At 71.5% G+C, this 17,560-nt stretch carries 13 protein-coding genes; 7 read left to right on the top strand and 6 right to left on the bottom strand.

Annotated features, from left to right (window positions below):
- The first annotated feature begins 111 nt into the window (after positions 1–111).
- On the top strand, positions 112–3,318 hold the full coding sequence (locus OHA98_RS36520; RefSeq protein WP_266932043.1) for a sacsin N-terminal ATP-binding-like domain-containing protein: 3,207 nt from the start codon (positions 112–114) through the stop codon (positions 3,316–3,318).
- 186 nt (positions 3,319–3,504) lie between these two features.
- A complete protein-coding gene (locus OHA98_RS36515; protein ID WP_266932042.1) occupies positions 3,505–4,371 on the top strand; it encodes a DUF5707 domain-containing protein in 867 nt (288 codons plus the stop codon).
- 169 nt (positions 4,372–4,540) lie between these two features.
- Here the strand turns inward: OHA98_RS36515 and OHA98_RS36510 are convergent, their stop codons facing one another.
- Both OHA98_RS36510 and OHA98_RS36505 read right to left on the bottom strand, forming a co-directional pair.
- On the bottom strand, positions 4,541–7,090 hold the full coding sequence (locus tag OHA98_RS36510; protein ID WP_266932041.1) for an HAD-IC family P-type ATPase: 2,550 nt from the start codon (positions 7,088–7,090) through the stop codon (positions 4,541–4,543).
- Between the two features lie 165 nt (positions 7,091–7,255).
- Positions 7,256–7,588: a DUF2530 domain-containing protein gene (locus tag OHA98_RS36505; protein WP_266932040.1), complete on the bottom strand. Its 333-nt coding sequence runs from the start codon at positions 7,586–7,588 to the stop codon at positions 7,256–7,258.
- Positions 7,589–7,877: 289 nt separating this feature from the next.
- On the opposite strand from OHA98_RS36505, the gene OHA98_RS36500 reads away from it, so the two are divergent.
- Positions 7,878–9,332: an NCS2 family permease gene (locus OHA98_RS36500; RefSeq protein WP_266932039.1), complete on the top strand. Its 1,455-nt coding sequence runs from the start codon at positions 7,878–7,880 to the stop codon at positions 9,330–9,332.
- A gap of 28 nt (positions 9,333–9,360) precedes the next feature.
- On the opposite strand, the gene OHA98_RS36495 is transcribed toward OHA98_RS36500, so the two are convergent.
- Positions 9,361–9,573 carry a ribbon-helix-helix protein, CopG family gene (locus tag OHA98_RS36495; protein ID WP_266932038.1) on the bottom strand — a complete coding sequence of 71 codons (213 nt, stop codon included), beginning with the start codon at positions 9,571–9,573 and terminating at the stop codon, positions 9,361–9,363.
- A gap of 134 nt (positions 9,574–9,707) precedes the next feature.
- On the opposite strand from OHA98_RS36495, the gene OHA98_RS36490 reads away from it, so the two are divergent.
- The 3 genes from OHA98_RS36490 to thpR all read left to right on the top strand — a co-directional run bounded on the left by OHA98_RS36490 (position 9,708) and on the right by thpR (position 12,306).
- Positions 9,708–10,148, top strand: a complete 441-nt coding sequence (locus OHA98_RS36490) for a MarR family winged helix-turn-helix transcriptional regulator (RefSeq protein WP_266932037.1) — start codon at positions 9,708–9,710, stop codon at positions 10,146–10,148.
- A gap of 90 nt (positions 10,149–10,238) precedes the next feature.
- Positions 10,239–11,573 (top strand): MFS transporter, encoded by a 1,335-nt coding sequence (locus OHA98_RS36485; protein WP_266932036.1) that lies wholly within the window; start codon positions 10,239–10,241, stop codon positions 11,571–11,573.
- Positions 11,574–11,715: 142 nt separating this feature from the next.
- Positions 11,716–12,306, top strand: a complete 591-nt coding sequence (gene thpR, locus OHA98_RS36480; protein ID WP_266932035.1) for an RNA 2',3'-cyclic phosphodiesterase — start codon at positions 11,716–11,718, stop codon at positions 12,304–12,306.
- Between the two features lie 246 nt (positions 12,307–12,552).
- Here the strand turns inward: thpR and OHA98_RS36475 are convergent, their stop codons facing one another.
- Positions 12,553–13,548: an aldo/keto reductase gene (locus tag OHA98_RS36475; RefSeq protein WP_266932034.1), complete on the bottom strand. Its 996-nt coding sequence runs from the start codon at positions 13,546–13,548 to the stop codon at positions 12,553–12,555.
- 149 nt (positions 13,549–13,697) lie between these two features.
- Entirely contained in the window at positions 13,698–14,672 is a 975-nt protein-coding gene (gene pip, locus OHA98_RS36470) for a prolyl aminopeptidase (RefSeq protein WP_266932033.1), read from the bottom strand.
- A gap of 106 nt (positions 14,673–14,778) precedes the next feature.
- On the opposite strand from pip, the gene OHA98_RS36465 reads away from it, so the two are divergent.
- Positions 14,779–15,273, top strand: a complete 495-nt coding sequence (locus OHA98_RS36465) for a hypothetical protein (protein ID WP_266932032.1) — start codon at positions 14,779–14,781, stop codon at positions 15,271–15,273.
- 4 nt (positions 15,274–15,277) lie between these two features.
- On the opposite strand, the gene OHA98_RS36460 is transcribed toward OHA98_RS36465, so the two are convergent.
- Entirely contained in the window at positions 15,278–17,473 is a 2,196-nt protein-coding gene (locus OHA98_RS36460) for a serine/threonine-protein kinase (protein WP_266932031.1), read from the bottom strand.
- Positions 17,474–17,560: the final 87 nt, after the last annotated feature.

The raw sequence follows: 17,560 nt of genomic DNA, 5'->3' as shown, positions 1-17,560 counted from the left end.
GCACACTGGGCGGCATGGGCACGCGCACCACGCGCACACCACGCACCACGCGTCGTGCCCGCCGCGCACAGGTCACGGTCACCGGAACAGAGCGGAGTCGAGACGTTGAGCATGAATGCGACCGAGGGGGCCGATCCGTTCGGGACGGCACGGCTGCGGCGCGGCGTGCTCGACGCCTGGGGAGCCGGGCCCGCCCGTTTCCGGGAGGACGCCAACGCCGAGGAGGACCTCGCGCTCGGCGGCTACCGTGACCGGCTCGTCGTCGAGCTGGCCCAGAACGCCGCCGACGCCGCCGCCCGCGCCCACGTCCCGGGCCGGCTGCGCCTGACCCTGCGCCCGGCGGCCCCGGGCGCGGACGGCCGCGCCGTCCTCGCCGCCGCGAACACCGGCGCCCCGCTGGACGCGACCGGCGTCGAGTCCCTGAGCACCCTGCGCGCCTCCGCCAAGCGCGAGGGGCACGAGTCCTCGGTCGGCCGGTTCGGCGTCGGGTTCGCCGCCGTCCTCGCCGTCAGCGACGAACCCGCGGTGATCGGCCGGCACGGCGGCGTCCGCTGGTCGCTGGCGGAGGCCCGCGAACTGGCCGGAAAGGCGGCCGTCGGCAGCCCCGGACTCGGTGACGAACTGCGCCGCCGCGACGGCCACGTACCGCTGCTGCGCCTCCCGCTGCCCGCCGAGGGCACCGCACCGGACGGGTACGACACCGTCGTCGTGCTGCCGCTGCGCGACGGCACCGCCGAGGACCTCGTGGGCCGGCTGCTCACCGCCGTGGACGACGCGCTGCTGCTCACCCTCCCCGGTCTCGACGAGATCGTCATCGAAACCCCTGACGGGGCAAGGACGTTGCGGCGCTCCCAGCAGGGCCCGTACACACACATCGACGACTCCGCGCACGGCACCAACCGCTGGCGCACCGTCTTCCACCACGGCCCGGTCGAGCCCGCGCTGCTCGCCGACCGGCCCGTGGAGGAGCGGCTGCGCCCGCACTGGTCGGTCACCTGGGCGGTGCCCGTCGACGAGCAGGGGGCCCCGCGGCACCCCCGTACCGCCCCCGTCGTCCACGCGCCCACCCCCACCGACGAACCCCTCGGGATTCCCGCGCTGCTGATCGCCTCGCTGCCGCTGGACACCAGCCGCCGGCACCCCGCGCCCGGCCCGCTCACCGACTTCCTGGTGGAGCGCGCCGCCGACGCCTACGCGGAGCTGCTCGCCGAGTGGCAGCCGGTGTCGACGGGCACCGTCGCGCTCGTTCCCGGGCCGCTGGGCAAGGGCGGGCTGGACGGCGCGCTGCGCGGCGCGGTCCTCGCGCGGCTGCCCCGGATCGCGTTCCTGGAGCCCGCCGCCCCCCGCGACCCGGCCGACGGGTCCGACCGGTGGGACGACTGGGAGAAGGCCGACGGAGCGGACGGGCCGGACCGGACCACCACCGCCCTGCGGCCCATCGAGGCGGAGATCGTCGAGGGCGTCGGCACCGCGACCGTACGGGTGCTCGCCGAGGTGCTGCCGTGCCTCCTGCCCGCCGGGCTGGAACGCCGCACCGAGCTGCGCACCCTCGGCGTCGCCCGCGTCCCGCTGACCGAGGCCATCGACCGCCTCGCCGGACTGGAGCGTGCCCCGGACTGGTGGCGGCGGCTCTACGACAGCCTGACGGGCATCGACCCGGACCGGCTCTCCGGCCTTCCCGTCCCGCTGGCCGGAGGGGCGGACGCCCCCGAAGACCGGGCGCCCCGCACCACCATCGGCCCCCGCCAGGTCCTGTTGCCGCTGCCGGACGCGCTCACCGGACCGGTGCTCGCCCGGCTGGCCCGGCTCGGGCTGAAGGTCGCCCACCCGGACGCCGCCCATCCGCTCCTGGAGAAGCTGGGCGCCCTGCCCGCCACCCCGCGCGCCGTGCTGACCACCCCGCAGGTGCGGGCCGCCGTCGCCGGTTCGCTGGACGCGGGGGAGATCTGGGACGAGGACGCGCTGGACGGCGACGAGCTGGCGGAGACCGTCCTCACCCTCGTACGCGACGCGGACCTCGCCCCCGGTGACGAGCCGTGGCTCGGCGCGCTGGCCCTGCCGGACGAGGACGGCGAACCCGCGCCCGCCGGTGAACTGGTCCTGCCCAAAAGCCCGTTCGCCCAGGTGATGCGCGAGGGCGAACTGGCCCTGTGCGACGAGGAACTGGCCGACCGCTGGGGCGAGCAGCCGCTCACCGCCTGTGGGGTGCTCGCCACGTTCGCCCTGGTGCGGGCCACCGATGTGGTGCTCGACCCCGATGAACTGGAGCCGCGCGACAGCGACTTCGCCGAACCGGACGACGCCGGGCTGCTCGACGCCGTCGACGTGTGGTGCGAGGACATCCTCGACCAGCTGCCCGACACCCCCGTGCCGCCCGTCGCCACCGAGATCGTCGCCGTCCGCGACCTGGACCTCGTCGATGACGACGCCTGGCCGCAGGCGCTCGCGATGCTCGCCCGCCCGCCGCTGCGCGACGCCCTGACCCAGCCGGTCCGGGTGCTGCTCCCGGACGGTACGACCCAGTCCGTGCGCCCGTACACCGCGTGGTGGCTGCGCGACCACCCGGTGCTGGACGGCCGCCGCCCCGCGGGCCTGCGCGCGGCGGGCGGCGACCCCCGGCTCGCCGGGCTGTACGACGCCGTCGACGCGTCCGGGTTCGACGATGCCCAGGTGCTGCGCGCGCTCGGCGTACGCACCTCGGTGGCCGCGCTCCTGGACGAGCCGGGCGGCGCCGCCGAGCTGCTCGGGCGGCTCGCCGACGAGGACCGCCCGGTCAGCCCCGTACAGCTGCACGCGCTCTACACGGCGCTGGCGGAACTCGACCCGCAGCAGGTGACGTTGCCGGACGAGCTGCGTGCGGTCGTCGACGGCGGGGTACGGGTGGTGGACGCGGCGGACGCGGTGATCGCCGACGCCCCCGACGTACTGCCGCTGACCGGGGGAGTGGCGCTGCTGCCGGTCGCCCCGGCGAGCGCCGCGGAGCTGGCCGAGCTCTTCCAGGTGCGGCGGCTCGGCGAGAGCGTCGAGGCCGAGGTGACGAGCGAGGGCGAGGAGCACCGCGTACCGGAATCGGTCCGGGTGCTGCTCGGTGCCGGGACCCCGGACTCGTACGTCGAACACGCCGAACTGCGCGCGGGTGGCGTCGAGCTGGACTGGCGCCGCACCCCGGACGGTGTGGTGCACGCCGCCACGCTGGAGGGCGTCGCGGCGGGGCTGGCCTGGGCCGCCGGGCAGTGGCCGCGCCGCTTCGAGGTGGCGGCGCTGCTGGAGGATCCCTCGCGTACGGAGGAGCTGGCGCGGGACCGCTGGTTCGACTGAGAGCCTGTCGGGCGCGGGGCGGCGGACCGGTGCGACTTCGTGACTTTCACAGAAAGGTCATGGATTCGTACAACCATTCACATGCAGAGGAGGTCTGGTCTGTCGAGTCGTCTGACTCGCAGACCAGACGGGTCCCACCGGGTGAACGCGAGACCGTGGGCCCCCTGCTCCACACTTGGGGAACGCATGCGCATTCGTGCCACTGTTGCCGTAGCTACCGGCGCCCTGGCTCTGTCCGCTCTCACCATTCCGGCCGCGCAGGCCGCGCAGGCCGACGACGGCCGCTCGTGGTCCCACGACTACGACTTCTCGGCGCCGAAGGGCTCCGACACGGCGAAGGCGCCCCTCGGGGCGCGGGCAGCCGCGGCCGACACCTTCAAGGTGACCAAGATCGTCGCCAATGGCGGCAAGCCGATCGTCGTCGGCACCAAGTCGAAGAAGAAGATCTCCATCTCGGTCACCGCCACCGACACCGCGGGTGTCGGCGGCGTCGCCGCGTTCATCTGGGTCGGCAAGAACATCGACGACAAGGACAGCTTCGGCTTCGGCCCGCAGGAGGGCGGCGTCACGTGCAAGGCGGTCAACGCGACCACCTCCACCTGCACGTCGTCCCTCACGGTCGACCCGGCCTGGCTGATCAACGCCGACGCCCGCAACTGGCACGTCGGTGTCTCCGGCGTGGACGAGAACGGTGAGGAGTACAACCACGACTCCCTCGCCTGGGTCAAGATGCAGCGGTTCTCCAAGCTGACGGCCAACGCGTCGCCGGAGCCCGTGAAGAAGGGCAAGACCATCACGGTCACCGGCAAGCTGTCCCGTGCGAACTGGGAGACCAGCACGTACAAGGGCTACAGCAATCAGTCCGTGAAGCTCCAGTTCCGCAAGAAGAACAGCAATACCTACACGACGATCAAGACGATCAAGTCGAGCTCCACGGGCGCGCTGAAGACCACGGTCAAGGCCTCGGCCGACGGCTACTGGCGCTACAGCTTCGCCGGCACCTCCACCACCCCGGCCGTCTCGGCCGGCGGCGACTACCTCGACGTGAAGTAGTCACCGTGCCGGGCCGCTCCCCGGAGCGGCCCGAGGCGCCCCACCGGGCGCCACCCGCTTCACCTTCCGAGGCACCCCGCACCGTCCAGGTGCGGGGTGCCTCGCGGTCTCTGCCGGCGGACGGCGCCCCGAGGGGCGGCCCGCCCGCCAGGGACCACGGGACGGCCTTTCACGCTCCGAAGCGCCGGCCGACCCAGCGCCAGGCGAACTCCAGGGCCACCGCGGCCGCCGCCGCGATCCCCACGGCCGCCCACGGCATGGTCGTCCCCACGAGCTTCAGGGCGAAGAAGTCCTGGAGCCACGGCACCACCAGCACGATCAGGAACCCCAGCCCCATCGCCGCGACCAGGCAGACGCGCCACCAGGTGTACGGGCGGGCGATGATCGCCAGCACCCACATCGAGACCAGGAACAGCGTGAGCGTCGCCGCGCTCGTCTCGGCGTCCAGGGCGTCCGCGCCCGAGTAGTGGTGCCGGGCCACCAGATACGTGACGAAGGTGGCCGCCGCCGCGATCACGCCGGACGGAATCGCGTACCGCATGACCCGGCGGACGAAGTGCGGCTGGGCCCGCTCCTTGTTCGGCGCCAGCGCCAGGAAGAACGCCGGTACGCCGATCGTCAGCGTCGACAGCAGGGTCAGGTGCCGCGGCAGGAACGGGTACTCCACCTGGAAGCAGACCACCAGCACCGCCAGCAGCACCGAGTACACGGTCTTCGTCAGGAAGAGCGTGGCGACCCGGGTGATGTTGCCGATCACCCGGCGGCCCTCGGCGACCACGGACGGCAGCGTCGCGAAGCTGTTGTTCAGGAGCACGATCTGCGCCACGGCGCGTGTCGCCTCGGAGCCCGAGCCCATCGAGACCCCGATGTCGGCGTCCTTCAGGGCGAGCACGTCGTTGACGCCGTCACCGGTCATCGCGACCGTGTGGCCGCGCGACTGGAGGGCGGCGACCATGTCCCGCTTCTGCTGCGGGGTGACCCGGCCGAAGACCGCGTTCTCCTCCATGGCCGTGGCCATCTCGTCCGGGTCGGTCGGCATCCGGCGCGCGTCCAGGGTGTTCTCGGCGCCCGCGAGACCGAGCTTCCCGGCGACCGCGCCGACCGAGACCGCGTTGTCACCCGAGATGACCTTCGTGGCGACGCGCTGGTCGGCGAAGTAGGCCAGGGTCTCCCCGGCGTCCGGCCGCAGCCGCTGTTCCAGGACGATCAGCGCGGTGGGTACGGCCCCGTCGGCGACACCGGGCGCGTCGAGTGCGCCGGGCGCGCGGGCCAGCAGCAGGACCCGCAGGCCCTGTTCGTTGAGGTGCTCGATCTCGGTGAGCGCCGGGTCCTGGTCGGACAGCAGCACATCGGGGGCGCCGAGCAGCCAGGAGGAGTTCCGGCGGCTCTCCGCGCCGCTCCCGCCGCCGTTCCGGCCGTCACCGGCACTGTCACCGGCACCGGCACTGTCACCGCCATCGGCATCGTCACCGGCGGTCTCGTCGAAGGCCGCACCGCTGTACTTGCGGGCCGAGGAGAACGGCAGCGAGTCCGTCACCCGCCACCGCCCGTCGTCCGGGCAGGCGTCGACGATGGCCTGGAGACTGGCGTTGGGCCGGGGGTCGGAGGAGCCGAAGGCGCCCAGGACCCGCTTCACGTACGCCTCGTCCGCGCCGTTCAGCGGGCGTACCTCGGTGACGTCCATGCCGCCCTCGGTGAGGGTGCCGGTCTTGTCCAGGCAGACGACGTCGACCCGGGCCAGCCCCTCGATGGCGGGCAGTTCCTGCACCAGGCACTGCTTGCGGCCGAGCCGTACGACGCCGATCGCGAAGGCGACCGAGGTGAGCAGCACCAGTCCCTCGGGGATCATCGGGACGATGCCGCCGACGGTCCGCGCGACGGAGTCCTTGAAGTTGTTGTCCTTGACGACGAGCTGGCTGATGATCAGGCCGACCGCGGTCGGCACCATCATCCAGGTCACGTACTTCAGGATGGTGCTGATGCCGGAGCGCAGCTCGGAGTGGACGAGGGTGAAGCGGGAGGCCTCCTCGGCGAGCTGAGCGGCGTACGCCTCGCGGCCGACCTTGGTGGCGGTGAACGCGCCGCCGCCCGCGACGACGAAGCTGCCGGACATCACCGGGTCGCCGTACCGCTTGATCACCGGGTCGGCCTCGCCGGTGAGCAGCGACTCGTCGATCTCCAGGCTGTCGGCCTCGGCGACCGTGCCGTCCACGACGACCTTGTCCCCGGGGCCCAGTTCGATCAGATCGCCGAGGACGATCTCGGAGGTGGAGATCTCGGCGGCGGTTCCGTCGCGCCGCACGGTCGGTTTCGCCTCGCCGATGACCGCGAGGCTGTCCAGGGTCTTCTTGGCGCGCCACTCCTGGATGATGCCGATGCCGGTGTTGGCGATGATCACGAAGCCGAAGAGGCTGTCCTGGATCGGCGCGACGAACATCATGATCACCCAGAGCACGCCGATGATCAGGTTGAACCGGGTGAAGACATTGGCGCGGACGATCTCCGTGAGGGAGCGCGAGGAGCGCACGGGTACGTCGTTGACCTCGCCGCGGGCGACCCGTTCGGCGACCTCGGCGGTCGTGAGACCACCGGTGTGCCGGGCCGTGGGCGGTGGTTCCATCGGGTGTACGGGATCGAGTTCGGCTCCGGCGTCGATCAAGGCCGGCCGGGGATGCCCGGGAGTCTGCTCCCCGGAGGGGTCGAGTGCCCGCTGTGTCATGGTTCCGACGGTACGGGGGGACCCGCCCGTTTACCCGCTGGGGGTCTGAAGATCAGACCAGCGGAGGATGAAGTGTGTCCCCCGGTCGTACGTGAGGGGCCCTTTGGCGGTACGGGAGGCGCCCTTTGGCCGTACCGGAAAGCCGTGCAGAGGGTGCGGAGGCGGTCAGGAGACCGCGGTGCTGCCCGTGGCGCCGCCGGAGGGCGCCGCGGATCCGGCTTCCGCCTCCGCGTTCCCCTCGGCCCGCGCTGCCGCTGCCGCGTGCCGCTTGAGCGCGGCGTCGCGCCCCCGGACGTACCAGATGCCGATCAGTCCGAGTCCGGCCCCGGCCAGCGGGGTCCACACCCACCAGGTGTGACCGTGGTCGGCGAACCAGCCGTAGAAGGGGAGCTGTGCGAGGAAGAGGACGAACCAGAGGATCGTGCCGCCCGTGATGGTGGCGACGACGGGACCCTCCAGGGGCTCGGGTGCCTCGTGCTTCGGTGTCCACTTCTCCATGAGTTCAGTGTATGGGCCGCTCGCGCGCCCCCGGAGGACGGGACAGCCCGTCGGCGCGAGCGGCGTACGCGCCGTGCGGGAGCTGCGCACACGCAGTACCGAGCGGCGCGCATAAAGGCCGTCCGGGCAGTCGGCCCAAGGGTCTACGCGCGGAGATAGCGATCTTCGCCTTATGTATTCATACTGAATCTGCTTTCGACTGGCTCGAATTGTTCGTCTGAAAGTCCAAGGTTGACAACTTTTCGGTTTTTCGGTCCTTGATTCCTCCTACGTACGACTGAGGTCATACATGTCCCCCTCGGCCACCGCTCCGGTCGATTCCAAGCAGCCCTCGGCCCCGCAGCCACACGGCGGCCTGGACCGGTTCTTCAAGATCTCCGAGCGGGGGTCGTCGGTCGCCCGGGAGATCCGCGGCGGGTTCGCCACGTTCTTCGCGATGGCGTACATCATCGTGCTGAACCCGATCATTCTCGGCAGCGCGAAGGACATGTACGGGCACCAGCTCGACAGCGGCCAGCTGGTCACCGCCACGGTGCTGACGGCCGCCTTCTCCACCCTGCTGATGGGTGTCATCGGCAATGTGCCGATCGCGCTGGCCGCGGGCCTCGGCGTCAACACCGTCGTCGCCCTCCAGCTCGCCCCCCGGATGAGCTGGCCGGACGCCATGGGCATGGTCGTCCTCGCCGGCTTCGTCGTGATGCTGCTCGTCGCGACCGGGCTGCGGGAACGCGTGATGAACGCCGTACCGACCTCGCTCCGCAAGGGCATCGCGATCGGTATCGGTCTCTTCATCCTGCTGATCGGCCTGGTCGACTCGGGCTTCGTCTCCCGCATCCCGGACGCCGCCCACACCACCGTGCCGCTCCAGCTCGGCGGCGACGGTCACCTCAACGGCTGGCCGGTCCTGGTCTTCGTCCTCGGCGCGCTGCTCACCCTCGCGCTGATCGTCCGCAAGGTGCCGGGCGCGATCCTGATCTCCATCGTCGCCATGACGGTCGTCGCGCTGGTCATCGACGCCGTCGCCGATCTGCCGGGCCAGGCCTGGGGGCTGACCGTTCCCGAGTGGCCGGGCAACCCGGTCGCCACGCCCGACTTCGGGCTGATCGGCGAGGTCAGTCTGTTCGGCGGCTTCGAGAAGGTCGGCTTCCTGACCGGCGTCCTGTTCGTCTTCACCGTGCTGCTGTCCTGCTTCTTCGACGCGATGGGCACCATCCTCGGGGTCGGCGACGAGGCGAAGCTGACGGACAAGGACGGCAACTTCCCCGGCATCAACAAGGTGCTGTTCGTCGACGGCATCGCGGTGGCCGCGGGTGGTGCGAGCTCCTCGTCCGCCTCGACCTGCTTCGTGGAGTCCACGGCGGGTGTCGGCGAGGGGGCCCGCACCGGTTTCGCGAGCGTGGTGACCGGTCTGCTCTTCACGGTGGCGCTGTTCCTGACGCCGCTGGCGACCATGGTGCCCTCGCAGGCGGCCACCCCCGCCCTGCTGGCGGTCGGCTTCCTGATCATCGCGGGCTCGGTGAAGGACATCGACTGGAGCGACTACACGCTCGCCATCCCGGCCTTCCTGGCCATGGTGATGATGCCGTTCACGTACTCGATCACCAACGGCATCGGCATCGGCTTCATCGCCTTCAGCGTGCTGCGGCTGGCGGCCGGCCGCGGCCGTGAGGTCCCGGTGGCCATGTACGTGGTGTCGGCGGTCTTCGTCTTCTACTACGCGATGCCGGCCCTCGGCCTCACCTGATCGTCGCCCCTGCCCTTCCCCGGGCCGCTCAGGTGACCCGGTCCGCCGGGTCCACCCGGGCCTCGGCCCCGTAGAACTTCTCCGTCTCGTCGACGGCCGCCTTGAAGCGTTCGTCGAAGTCGTCGCGAATGAGCGTCCGGACCACATAGTCCTGGACGCTCATTCCGCGTTTCGCGGCGTGCTGCCGGAGCCGGTCGAGCAGCTCACCGTCTATCCGCAGGCTGAGCACTGTCGATCCCATGACAAGCAGGGTCGCCGCCCAGGCGCGTGTTCTGTGTCACTTTCCGCTTCCGAATCACTCGTTCGGGTGAGCAAGTTCTCGCGCGTGTACCATCGAGTGGTATTTAGGGTTGCTAATGAGTTACGCTAACAAACATGCCTGACCTGATCCACGACGGCGACAGTGCCGCCGCCGTGAGCTCCCTTCGCTCCGCCGTGATGCTGCTGAGCCGACGACTGAAGCACCAGCGCGTCGACGAGTCGCTGAGCCCCACCGAGATGTCGGTGCTCGGCACCCTTGCCCGCTGCGGTTCGGCCACCCCCGGTGAGCTGGCCCGCAAGGAGCATGTGCAGCCCCCGTCGATGACCCGCATCGTCGCCCTGCTCGAAGCCAAGGGACTGGTCCGGCTCGAACCGCACCCCGATGACCGTCGGCAGAAGATGGTCAGCCAGACCGAGCAGGCCGAGGCCATGCTCCTGGAGAGCCGCACCAAGCGGAACGCCTGGCTGACCACCCTCGCCGAGGGCCTGGACGAGGACGAGTGGGAGACGCTGCGGGCCGCGGCGCCCGTGCTGGAGAAGCTCGCCCACCTGTGACCCCGCGGGCGCCCCGGACCACAGCCGGAGCGCCCGCTGTCACGTCCCCGTCAGACAGCAAGCCGTCCACGCCCGAGGAGGCGAACCCCTTTGAGTACGGGATCCGGAGCAGACTCCGCCCCCGCACCGACTTCCACCCACGAGAGCAAGACCGGCGGGACCTTCTCGTCGCTGAAGATCCGTAACTACCGCCTGTTCGCCACGGGCGCCGTGATCTCCAACACCGGTACCTGGATGTCCCGCATCACGCAGGACTGGCTCGTCCTGAGCCTCACGGGTTCCGCCACCGCCGTCGGTATCACGACGGCTCTGCAGTTCCTCCCCATGCTTCTCTTCGGCCTGTACGGCGGCGTGATCGCCGACCGCCTCCCGAAGAGGCGGATCCTGCTCGTCAGCCAGGCCATGCTCGGTCTCTGCGGTATCGCCCTCGCCGTCCTGACGCTCTCCGGCGCCATCGAGGTCTGGCACGTCTACCTGATCGCCTTCCTGCTCGGCATGGTCACGGTCGTGGACAACCCGGCCCGCCAGTCGTTCGTCTCCGAGATGGTCGGCCCGGCGCAGCTGCGCAACGCGGTCAGCCTCAACTCGGCGAACTTCCAGTCCGCCCGGCTCATCGGCCCCGCCGTCGCGGGTGTCCTGATCACCACCGTCGGCAGCGGCTGGGCCTTCATGTTCAACGGCCTGTCGTTCCTCGCGCCGCTCATCGGCCTGATGATGATGCGCACGGACGAGATGCACGCCTCGGTCACCGTCCCCCGCGCCAAGGGCCAGCTGCGCGAGGGCCTGCGCTATGTCTCCGGTCGCCCGGAACTGATCTGGCCGATAGTGCTGGTCGGATTCGTCGGCACGTTCGGCTTCAACTTCCCGATCTGGCTGACCGCCTTCGCGGACGAGATCTTCCACGGCGGTGCCGGGATGTACTCGTTCTTCAACATCCTGATGGCGGCCGGTTCCCTCGCCGGTGCGCTGCTCGCCGCCCGCCGCCGCTCCACCAGGCTGCGGATGCTGGTGGTCGCGGGTACGGCCTTCGGCCTGCTGGAGATCGCCGCGGCCCTGTCACCGTCGGTGTGGCTGTTCGCGATCCTGCTGGTCCCGATCGGCATGATCGGCCTGACGACGAACATCACCGCGAACACCAGCGTCCAGATGGCCGCCGACCCCGAGATGCGGGGCCGGGTGATGAGCCTCTACATGATGGTCTTCGCCGGGGGTACGCCGGTGGGCGCCCCGATCGTCGGCTGGATCAGCGATACCTACGGCGCCCGCACCGGCTTCGCGGCCGGCGGTGTGATCTCGATGGTCGCCGCCCTGGCGGTCGGCTTCATGCTGGCCCGCGTCGGTGGCCTCCGCCTCAAGGTCGACCTCCGCGCCGGCCGCCCGCACGTACGGTTTGTCCCGCGCGAGCAACTGGCGACGGCCGCGTGAGCCCACGGAACCGCCCTCTCCCCGTACGGGAAGAGGGCGGTTCCGCGTATCCGGGGAGCGCGGTCGGCCGCGGGGGAAGCCGCCGGTCCCCGGCGTGGGATCCGGCTCCCGGGGCACGCCCGGAACTGGGAGACTCGCGCGCATGAGCAGGAGAAACAACGGGAACACCGTCAGACTCTTCGCGGCCGTCCTGCCGCCCGAACCGGCCGTCGAGGAGCTGCGCCGGGCCGTAGCCCCGCTCCATGAGCTGCCCGGCGCGCGGACCCTGCGCTGGACGGCGCAGGCCGGCTGGCACTACACGCTGGCGTTCTTCGGCGAGGTGGACGAGGCCGTGCTGCCCGAGCTGTACGTGCGGCTGGAGCGGGCCGCGCACCGCACCGAGCCCTTCCCCCTGCGCATACACGGCGGCGGGCGCTTCGACGGGCGGGCGCTGTGGGCCGGGGCGGCGGGCGGGCTCGACACCCTGCGGCTGCTCGCCGAGCGCGCCGACGCCGCGGCCCGCCGGGCCGGGCTGCCGATGGAGGAGCACCGCCGCTACACCCCGCACCTCACCCTGGCCCGGAGCCGGACCCCGGCCGACCTGACCCCCTTCACCGCCGCGCTCGACGGTTTCGAGGGGCTGCACTGGGAGGCCGGTGAGCTGAGTCTCGTACGGAGCAATCTGCCCGTGGACGGGGTGCCCGGGGAACAGCCGCGCTACGAGGTGGTGCGAGCCTGGCCGCTCGGACGGTGAGTGATGCGGTTAGGCTCGACGGGTGGATCCGAAGACCAGAAACCGCATCATGGCCGCCGCACTCGTGCTGATGTTCGCTGTTGTCGCCGTGGCGGCCGCCCTCGGCGGATGACGACGGCCGCCTGACGGCACAGGCATCCGGCTACCGGGGGAGCGGCCGATGTACGGCCGAAGGCGACAGCGGCGCGCGCTCATGTCCCGGCGCGGTGCCCGGCAGCGGTGCCCGCCGCCAGGGCTTCCGCCCCGCTACCAGGCGAAGTTCTCCGGCGACGGGCCGGGGCCGGGGAAGATCTCCTCCAGCGACGACAGCACCTCGTCCGAAAGCTCCAGTTCGACCGCGCGCAGCGCCGAGTCGAGCTGTTCGCGCGTGCGCGGGCCCGAGATCGGCCCGGTGATGCCCGGCCGGGTCAGCAGCCAGGCGAGACCCACCTCGCCGGGCTCCAGGCCGTGCTTGCCGAGCAGGTCCTCGTACGCCTGGATCTGCGCCCGGACCTTCGGGTCGGCGAGCGCGTCGCCGGAGCGGCCCGAGGTGGACCGGGCGCCGCCGCCCTCGCGCTCCTTGCGGATCGCGCCGCCGAGCAGCCCGCCGTGCAGCGGTGACCACGGGATGACCCCGAGGCCGTACTCCTGGGAGGCCGGGATGACCTCCATCTCGGCGCCGCGCTCCATCAGGTTGTAGATGCACTGCTCGCTGACCAGGCCGTAGCTGCCGCGCTGCCGGGCCCTCTCGTTGGCCTGGGCGATCTTGTAGCCCGAGAAGTTGGACGAGCCCGCGTAGAGGATCTTGCCCTGCTGGATCAGTACGTCGATGGCCTGCCAGATCTCCTCGACCGGGGTGGACCGGTCGACGTGGTGGAACTGGTACAGGTCGATGTGGTCGGTCTGGAGCCGCCGGAGGCTGGCGTCGACGGCCCGCCGGATGTTGAGGGCGGAGAGCTTGTCGTGGTTGGGCCACGCCTCGCCGTCCGTGCCCATGTTGCCGTAGACCTTGGTGGCGAGGACGACCTTGTCGCGGCGGTCGCCGCCCTGGGCGAACCAGGTCCCGAGGATCTCCTCGGTGCGCCCCTTGTTCTCGCCCCAGCCGTAGACATTGGCCGTGTCGAAGAAGTTCAGACCCGCGTCCAGCGCGGCGTCCATGATGGCGTGGCTGTCCGGCTCGTTCGTCTGGGGGCCGAAGTTCATCGTCCCGAGGACGAGTCGGCTGACCTTGAGTCCGGTGCGTCCGAGCTGCGTGTACTTCATGACTCCCAAGCCAACGCCTTCGAGCGCGCTCGAAGCAAGGGGACCCGCGCTCCGGACTTCCCGCGCCGCGACTTCCCGTGCCCCGGACGGACGCGCCGCGACTTCCCGCGCCCCGGACTTCCCGCGCCCCGGACTCTCCGTGGCGCGGACTAGCCGCGCCCGGCGAAGCGGTCCAGTGCGGCGAGCACCGCCCTGCTGGTCGCCGGCCCGCCCAGGTGCCCCGCGCCGTCGATCACCGTCAGCTCGGCGTCCGGCCACGCCTTGGCCAGCTCCCAGGCGGTGGTCAGCGGTCCGCCCAGGTCGAACCTGCCGTGCACCAGCACCCCGTCGATCCCGGCCAGCCGGCCCGCGTCCCGGATCAGCTGCCCCTCCTCCAGCCAGGCGCCGTGGGAGAAGTAGCGCGAGCAGATCCGGACCAGCGCCTGCTGTGCGTGGCCGGGCCTGCCGCTGTACGGGGAGGGCCCCGTGTACGCCTCCTGCGACAGCACCGCGTCCTCCCACGCACACCAGTCGGCCGTCGCCCGCTCCCGTACCGCCGCGTCCGGGCTCTCCAGCCGCCGGGCGTACGCGGCGACCAGGTCAGTGGGGCCCGCCGCCTCCGGCACGCCCGCCCGGAACAGGTCCCAGGCCTCCGGGAAGATCTGACCCGCGCCCCGGTACAGCCAGTCGATCTCGCTGCGCCGGGTCGTGGTGACCGCCGGGATCACGATCTCCGAGACCCGCTCCGGGTACTGCTCGGCGTACGCGAGGATCAGCGTGGAGCCCCAGGAACCCCCGTACAACAGCCAGGTGTCGATGGACAGATGGGCGCGCAGCCGCTCCATGTCGGCGATCAGGTGGTGCGTGGTGTTGTGCCGCATGTCGGCGGCGGGGTCGCTCGCGTGCGGGGTGGAGCGGCCGCAGTTGCGCTGGTCGAAGAGCACGACGCGGTACCGCGCGGGGTCGAAGTACTGCCGGGGCCGCTCGGTGCACCCGGAGCCCGGACCGCCGTGGACGACGAGCGCGGGCTTGCCGTGCGGGTTGCCGCAGACCTCCCAGTACACGAGGTTTCCGTCGCCCACGTCGAGCATGCCCCGCTCGTACGGTTCGATCGGCGGGTACTTCTCGTCCGGTGCGCGGACCATGGCGGTTTCCTCTCGGGGAACGGCGGTGCGGGGACATCGAGTTGGGGGAGCCGAAGGGGACACACTACGCGGGCGCCGTGCCGCGCCGCCGCGTAGCCTGGTCGGCGTGAACGCGACCCCCCAGGTCCTGACCGTACTGAACGATCTGCTCTCCGCGGCTGCGCCGGACGCCCGCGGCGCCCTGTGGCAACTGGCCGAACCAGGACGTGAGCTGGACGCCAACCTGGTGCGCCTGCCGCCGGACGCCGAGGTCGGGGAGCACCGGGAGGACGTCCTGGACGTGCTCCTGGTCGTCCTCGCGGGCAGCGGCCGGGTCGTCACCGGGCCGGAGGCATCCCTGCCGCTGACCCCGAGCACGGTCACCTGGCTGCCCCGCACCTCCCGCCGCGCCCTCACCGCGGGCCCGGACGGCCTGACCTACCTCACCGTCCACCGCCGACGTCCCGGCCTGACGATCAAGCCCCCGCCGGCCGCGTACGAGGGCGGGGGCGGCGAGGCCCCGTGTCTGCTGGACCGGGTCTGCCCGGAGTGCGGGCGGCTGTCGGCCGAGTCCGCACCGGTGTTCTGCGGCGCGTGCGGGGAGCGGTTCCCCGAGAGATGACGGGTCAGGGGGCGGGGCACTCGTCCAGGTCCGGGCGGCCGGGCGGGTTCCCGCCGCCCATCAGGGGCGACAGGTTGTCCATGTAGAGGTCGTCCCAGACCTTGCTGTCCAGGATGTCCTTCAACGCGGTGCACACCTCGCCCTTCAGGAGCGGGGTCTTGGGCCGCATGGCCACGCCGTAGCCCTCCGCGCCGTCGATGGGCTCCAGGCGCCGCACCTTGCCCGGGTTGTCCCTGACGTACCCGGCGAGAATGACGTCGTCCGAGGCCACCGCGTAGACCTCGGACTTCTTGTCCAGGAGCCTGTCCAGACAGTCCTGGTAGGTGTTCGGCTGCTCCTTCGCCATGGTGAAGCCCTTCTTGGGGAGCTCCTTCTCGTACGTCGAGTCCCGGGCGGTGCACACCTCGACCTTGAGCTTCCGCAGGTCGCTGGTGTCGCGGATGTCGTACTTGGCCGACTTCTCGCGTACCAGGAACTCCCGGCTCGCCTCGTAGTACGGCCCGGCGAAGTCGACGCTGTATCCCCCCGGCGACGCGGTCTTCCGCTCGGGCGTGATGCTGTACGAGGCGATGACCAGGTCGACCTTCTTGGTCTTCAGCGCCGTGCTGCGGTAGTCGGTGGCGACGGTGATGAAGTCGACCTGGTCCGGCGTGTAGCCCATGCGATCGGCGAGTTTGTAGGCCAGGTCGATGTCGTAACCCGCGTAGGACTCGCTCTTCTTGTCGTACTTGCTCAGACCGGGCTGGTCGTCCTTGACGCCGACCTTCAGCCGGGGGTGGTCGTCCTTCCACTGGGGCTGCTTGCCGTTCCGGCTCGGTGCGGCGATCCCACCGGGCTTGTCGTCCGGCTTCGAGCCGCCCTTCGTGACGAGCCAGCCGGCGGTGGCCAGCAGCGCGACGCACACGGCCGCCGCGGACACCTTCAGCCAGGTCCGGCGCGCCTTCCCGCCGGCCGCCGGACGGGCGGCGGGTGCGGGGGTGGGGGGGGCGGGGTGGGGGGGTGCGGCTGCCTGCGGGTCCGGCGAGGGGGTGGGAGCGGGCGGAGCGGGCACGGGTGCGGGGCCGAACGCGGGCGCGGGGCTGGGCACGGACGCGGCCGTGGGGGTGGGCGCGGGTGTCGGCGGGCGGACGGCCTCGGCGGCCGGGTCCGCCGCCGGTGGGGCGGGGTTCGCGGGGTTCGCGGCGGAGTCCGGGGCGGGCTGCGGGCCGGACTGCGGGGTGGAGTTCGGCGTGGCGGGCCCCCCGAGGACGCTCCGGAGCATCTCTTCCGCCCCGGCGGCGCTCAGGCGGCGTTGCGGGTCCGTGGTCAGCAGCCCCTGGATGACCGGCTCCAGGGGCCCGGCGTACCGGAAGGCGGGCGTCGGGGAGTTCCGGATCTGCTCCTGAACCTCCCAGACCTCATTGCCGCCGAAGGGCGCGTGTCCCTCGACCATCACGTACAGCGTGATCCCCAGCGCCCACAGGTCGGACGCGGGAGTGGGCGCCGGGGCCCCGGGGGCGAAGAGTTCGGGCGCCAGGTACGGGGGCGTGCCGAGGACGCCCCCGTGCTGGGTCACCTGCGCACCGCCGTCGAACTTGGCGATGCCGAAGTCCACCAGGATCACGAGCCCGTCGTCGCGGACGAGCACATTGCCCGGCTTCACGTCGCGGTGGACGACCGACGCGCCGTGCACCGCCCGCAGCCCCCGGAGGATCTGCCGGCCGATGTCGGCCGCTCGCGGGACGGCGAGCACCTTCTCGCTGCTCAGCAGATCGGCCAGCGACCTGGCTTCGAGCAGCTTCATCACGATCCAGACCTGGTTGTCGGTCTCGACCTGGTCGTGGACCGTCACCACGTTCTCGTGCTCGATCTTCGCGATGGCCTCCGCCTCGCGGCGCGCCCGCTGCATGGCCTCGGCCTGCGTGGTGGCGGTCATGGCGTTCCGGTCGAGCAGCCCCTTCACGGCGACGAAGCGGCGGAGCCGTCTGTCGTACGCCTTCCAGACCTCGCCCATGCCGCCGCTGCCGATCGGCGACATCAGTTCGTAGCGGCCGTCGATCACCGTGCTGGTGACAGGAGGCTCCGCCCGCGGTGGCGTCTGCGGCCATTCCTGCGGCGCCTGTGCGTCGGCGCGCTGGAGGTCGTTGGCCGCCCAGCGGTCGTCGGGACCACCGGCAGCCCCTTCGCCCGCTCTGCCGTCGGCCATACCTTCGTTGTGCATGCGACCCCCTGTGCACTACTGGACCAGGCCACAGTAGACGTTCGGCCAAAGGCGCACATGCCACGGCGACTTGCAATTTCGGACATG

Origin of the sequence: Streptomyces sp. NBC_00654, from assembly GCF_026341775.1 — a bacterium.
GTDB lineage: Bacteria > Actinomycetota > Actinomycetes > Streptomycetales > Streptomycetaceae > Streptomyces.
Note: the sequence above shows the minus strand (reverse complement) of the source record. Positions and strands in the feature narration are given on the sequence as shown.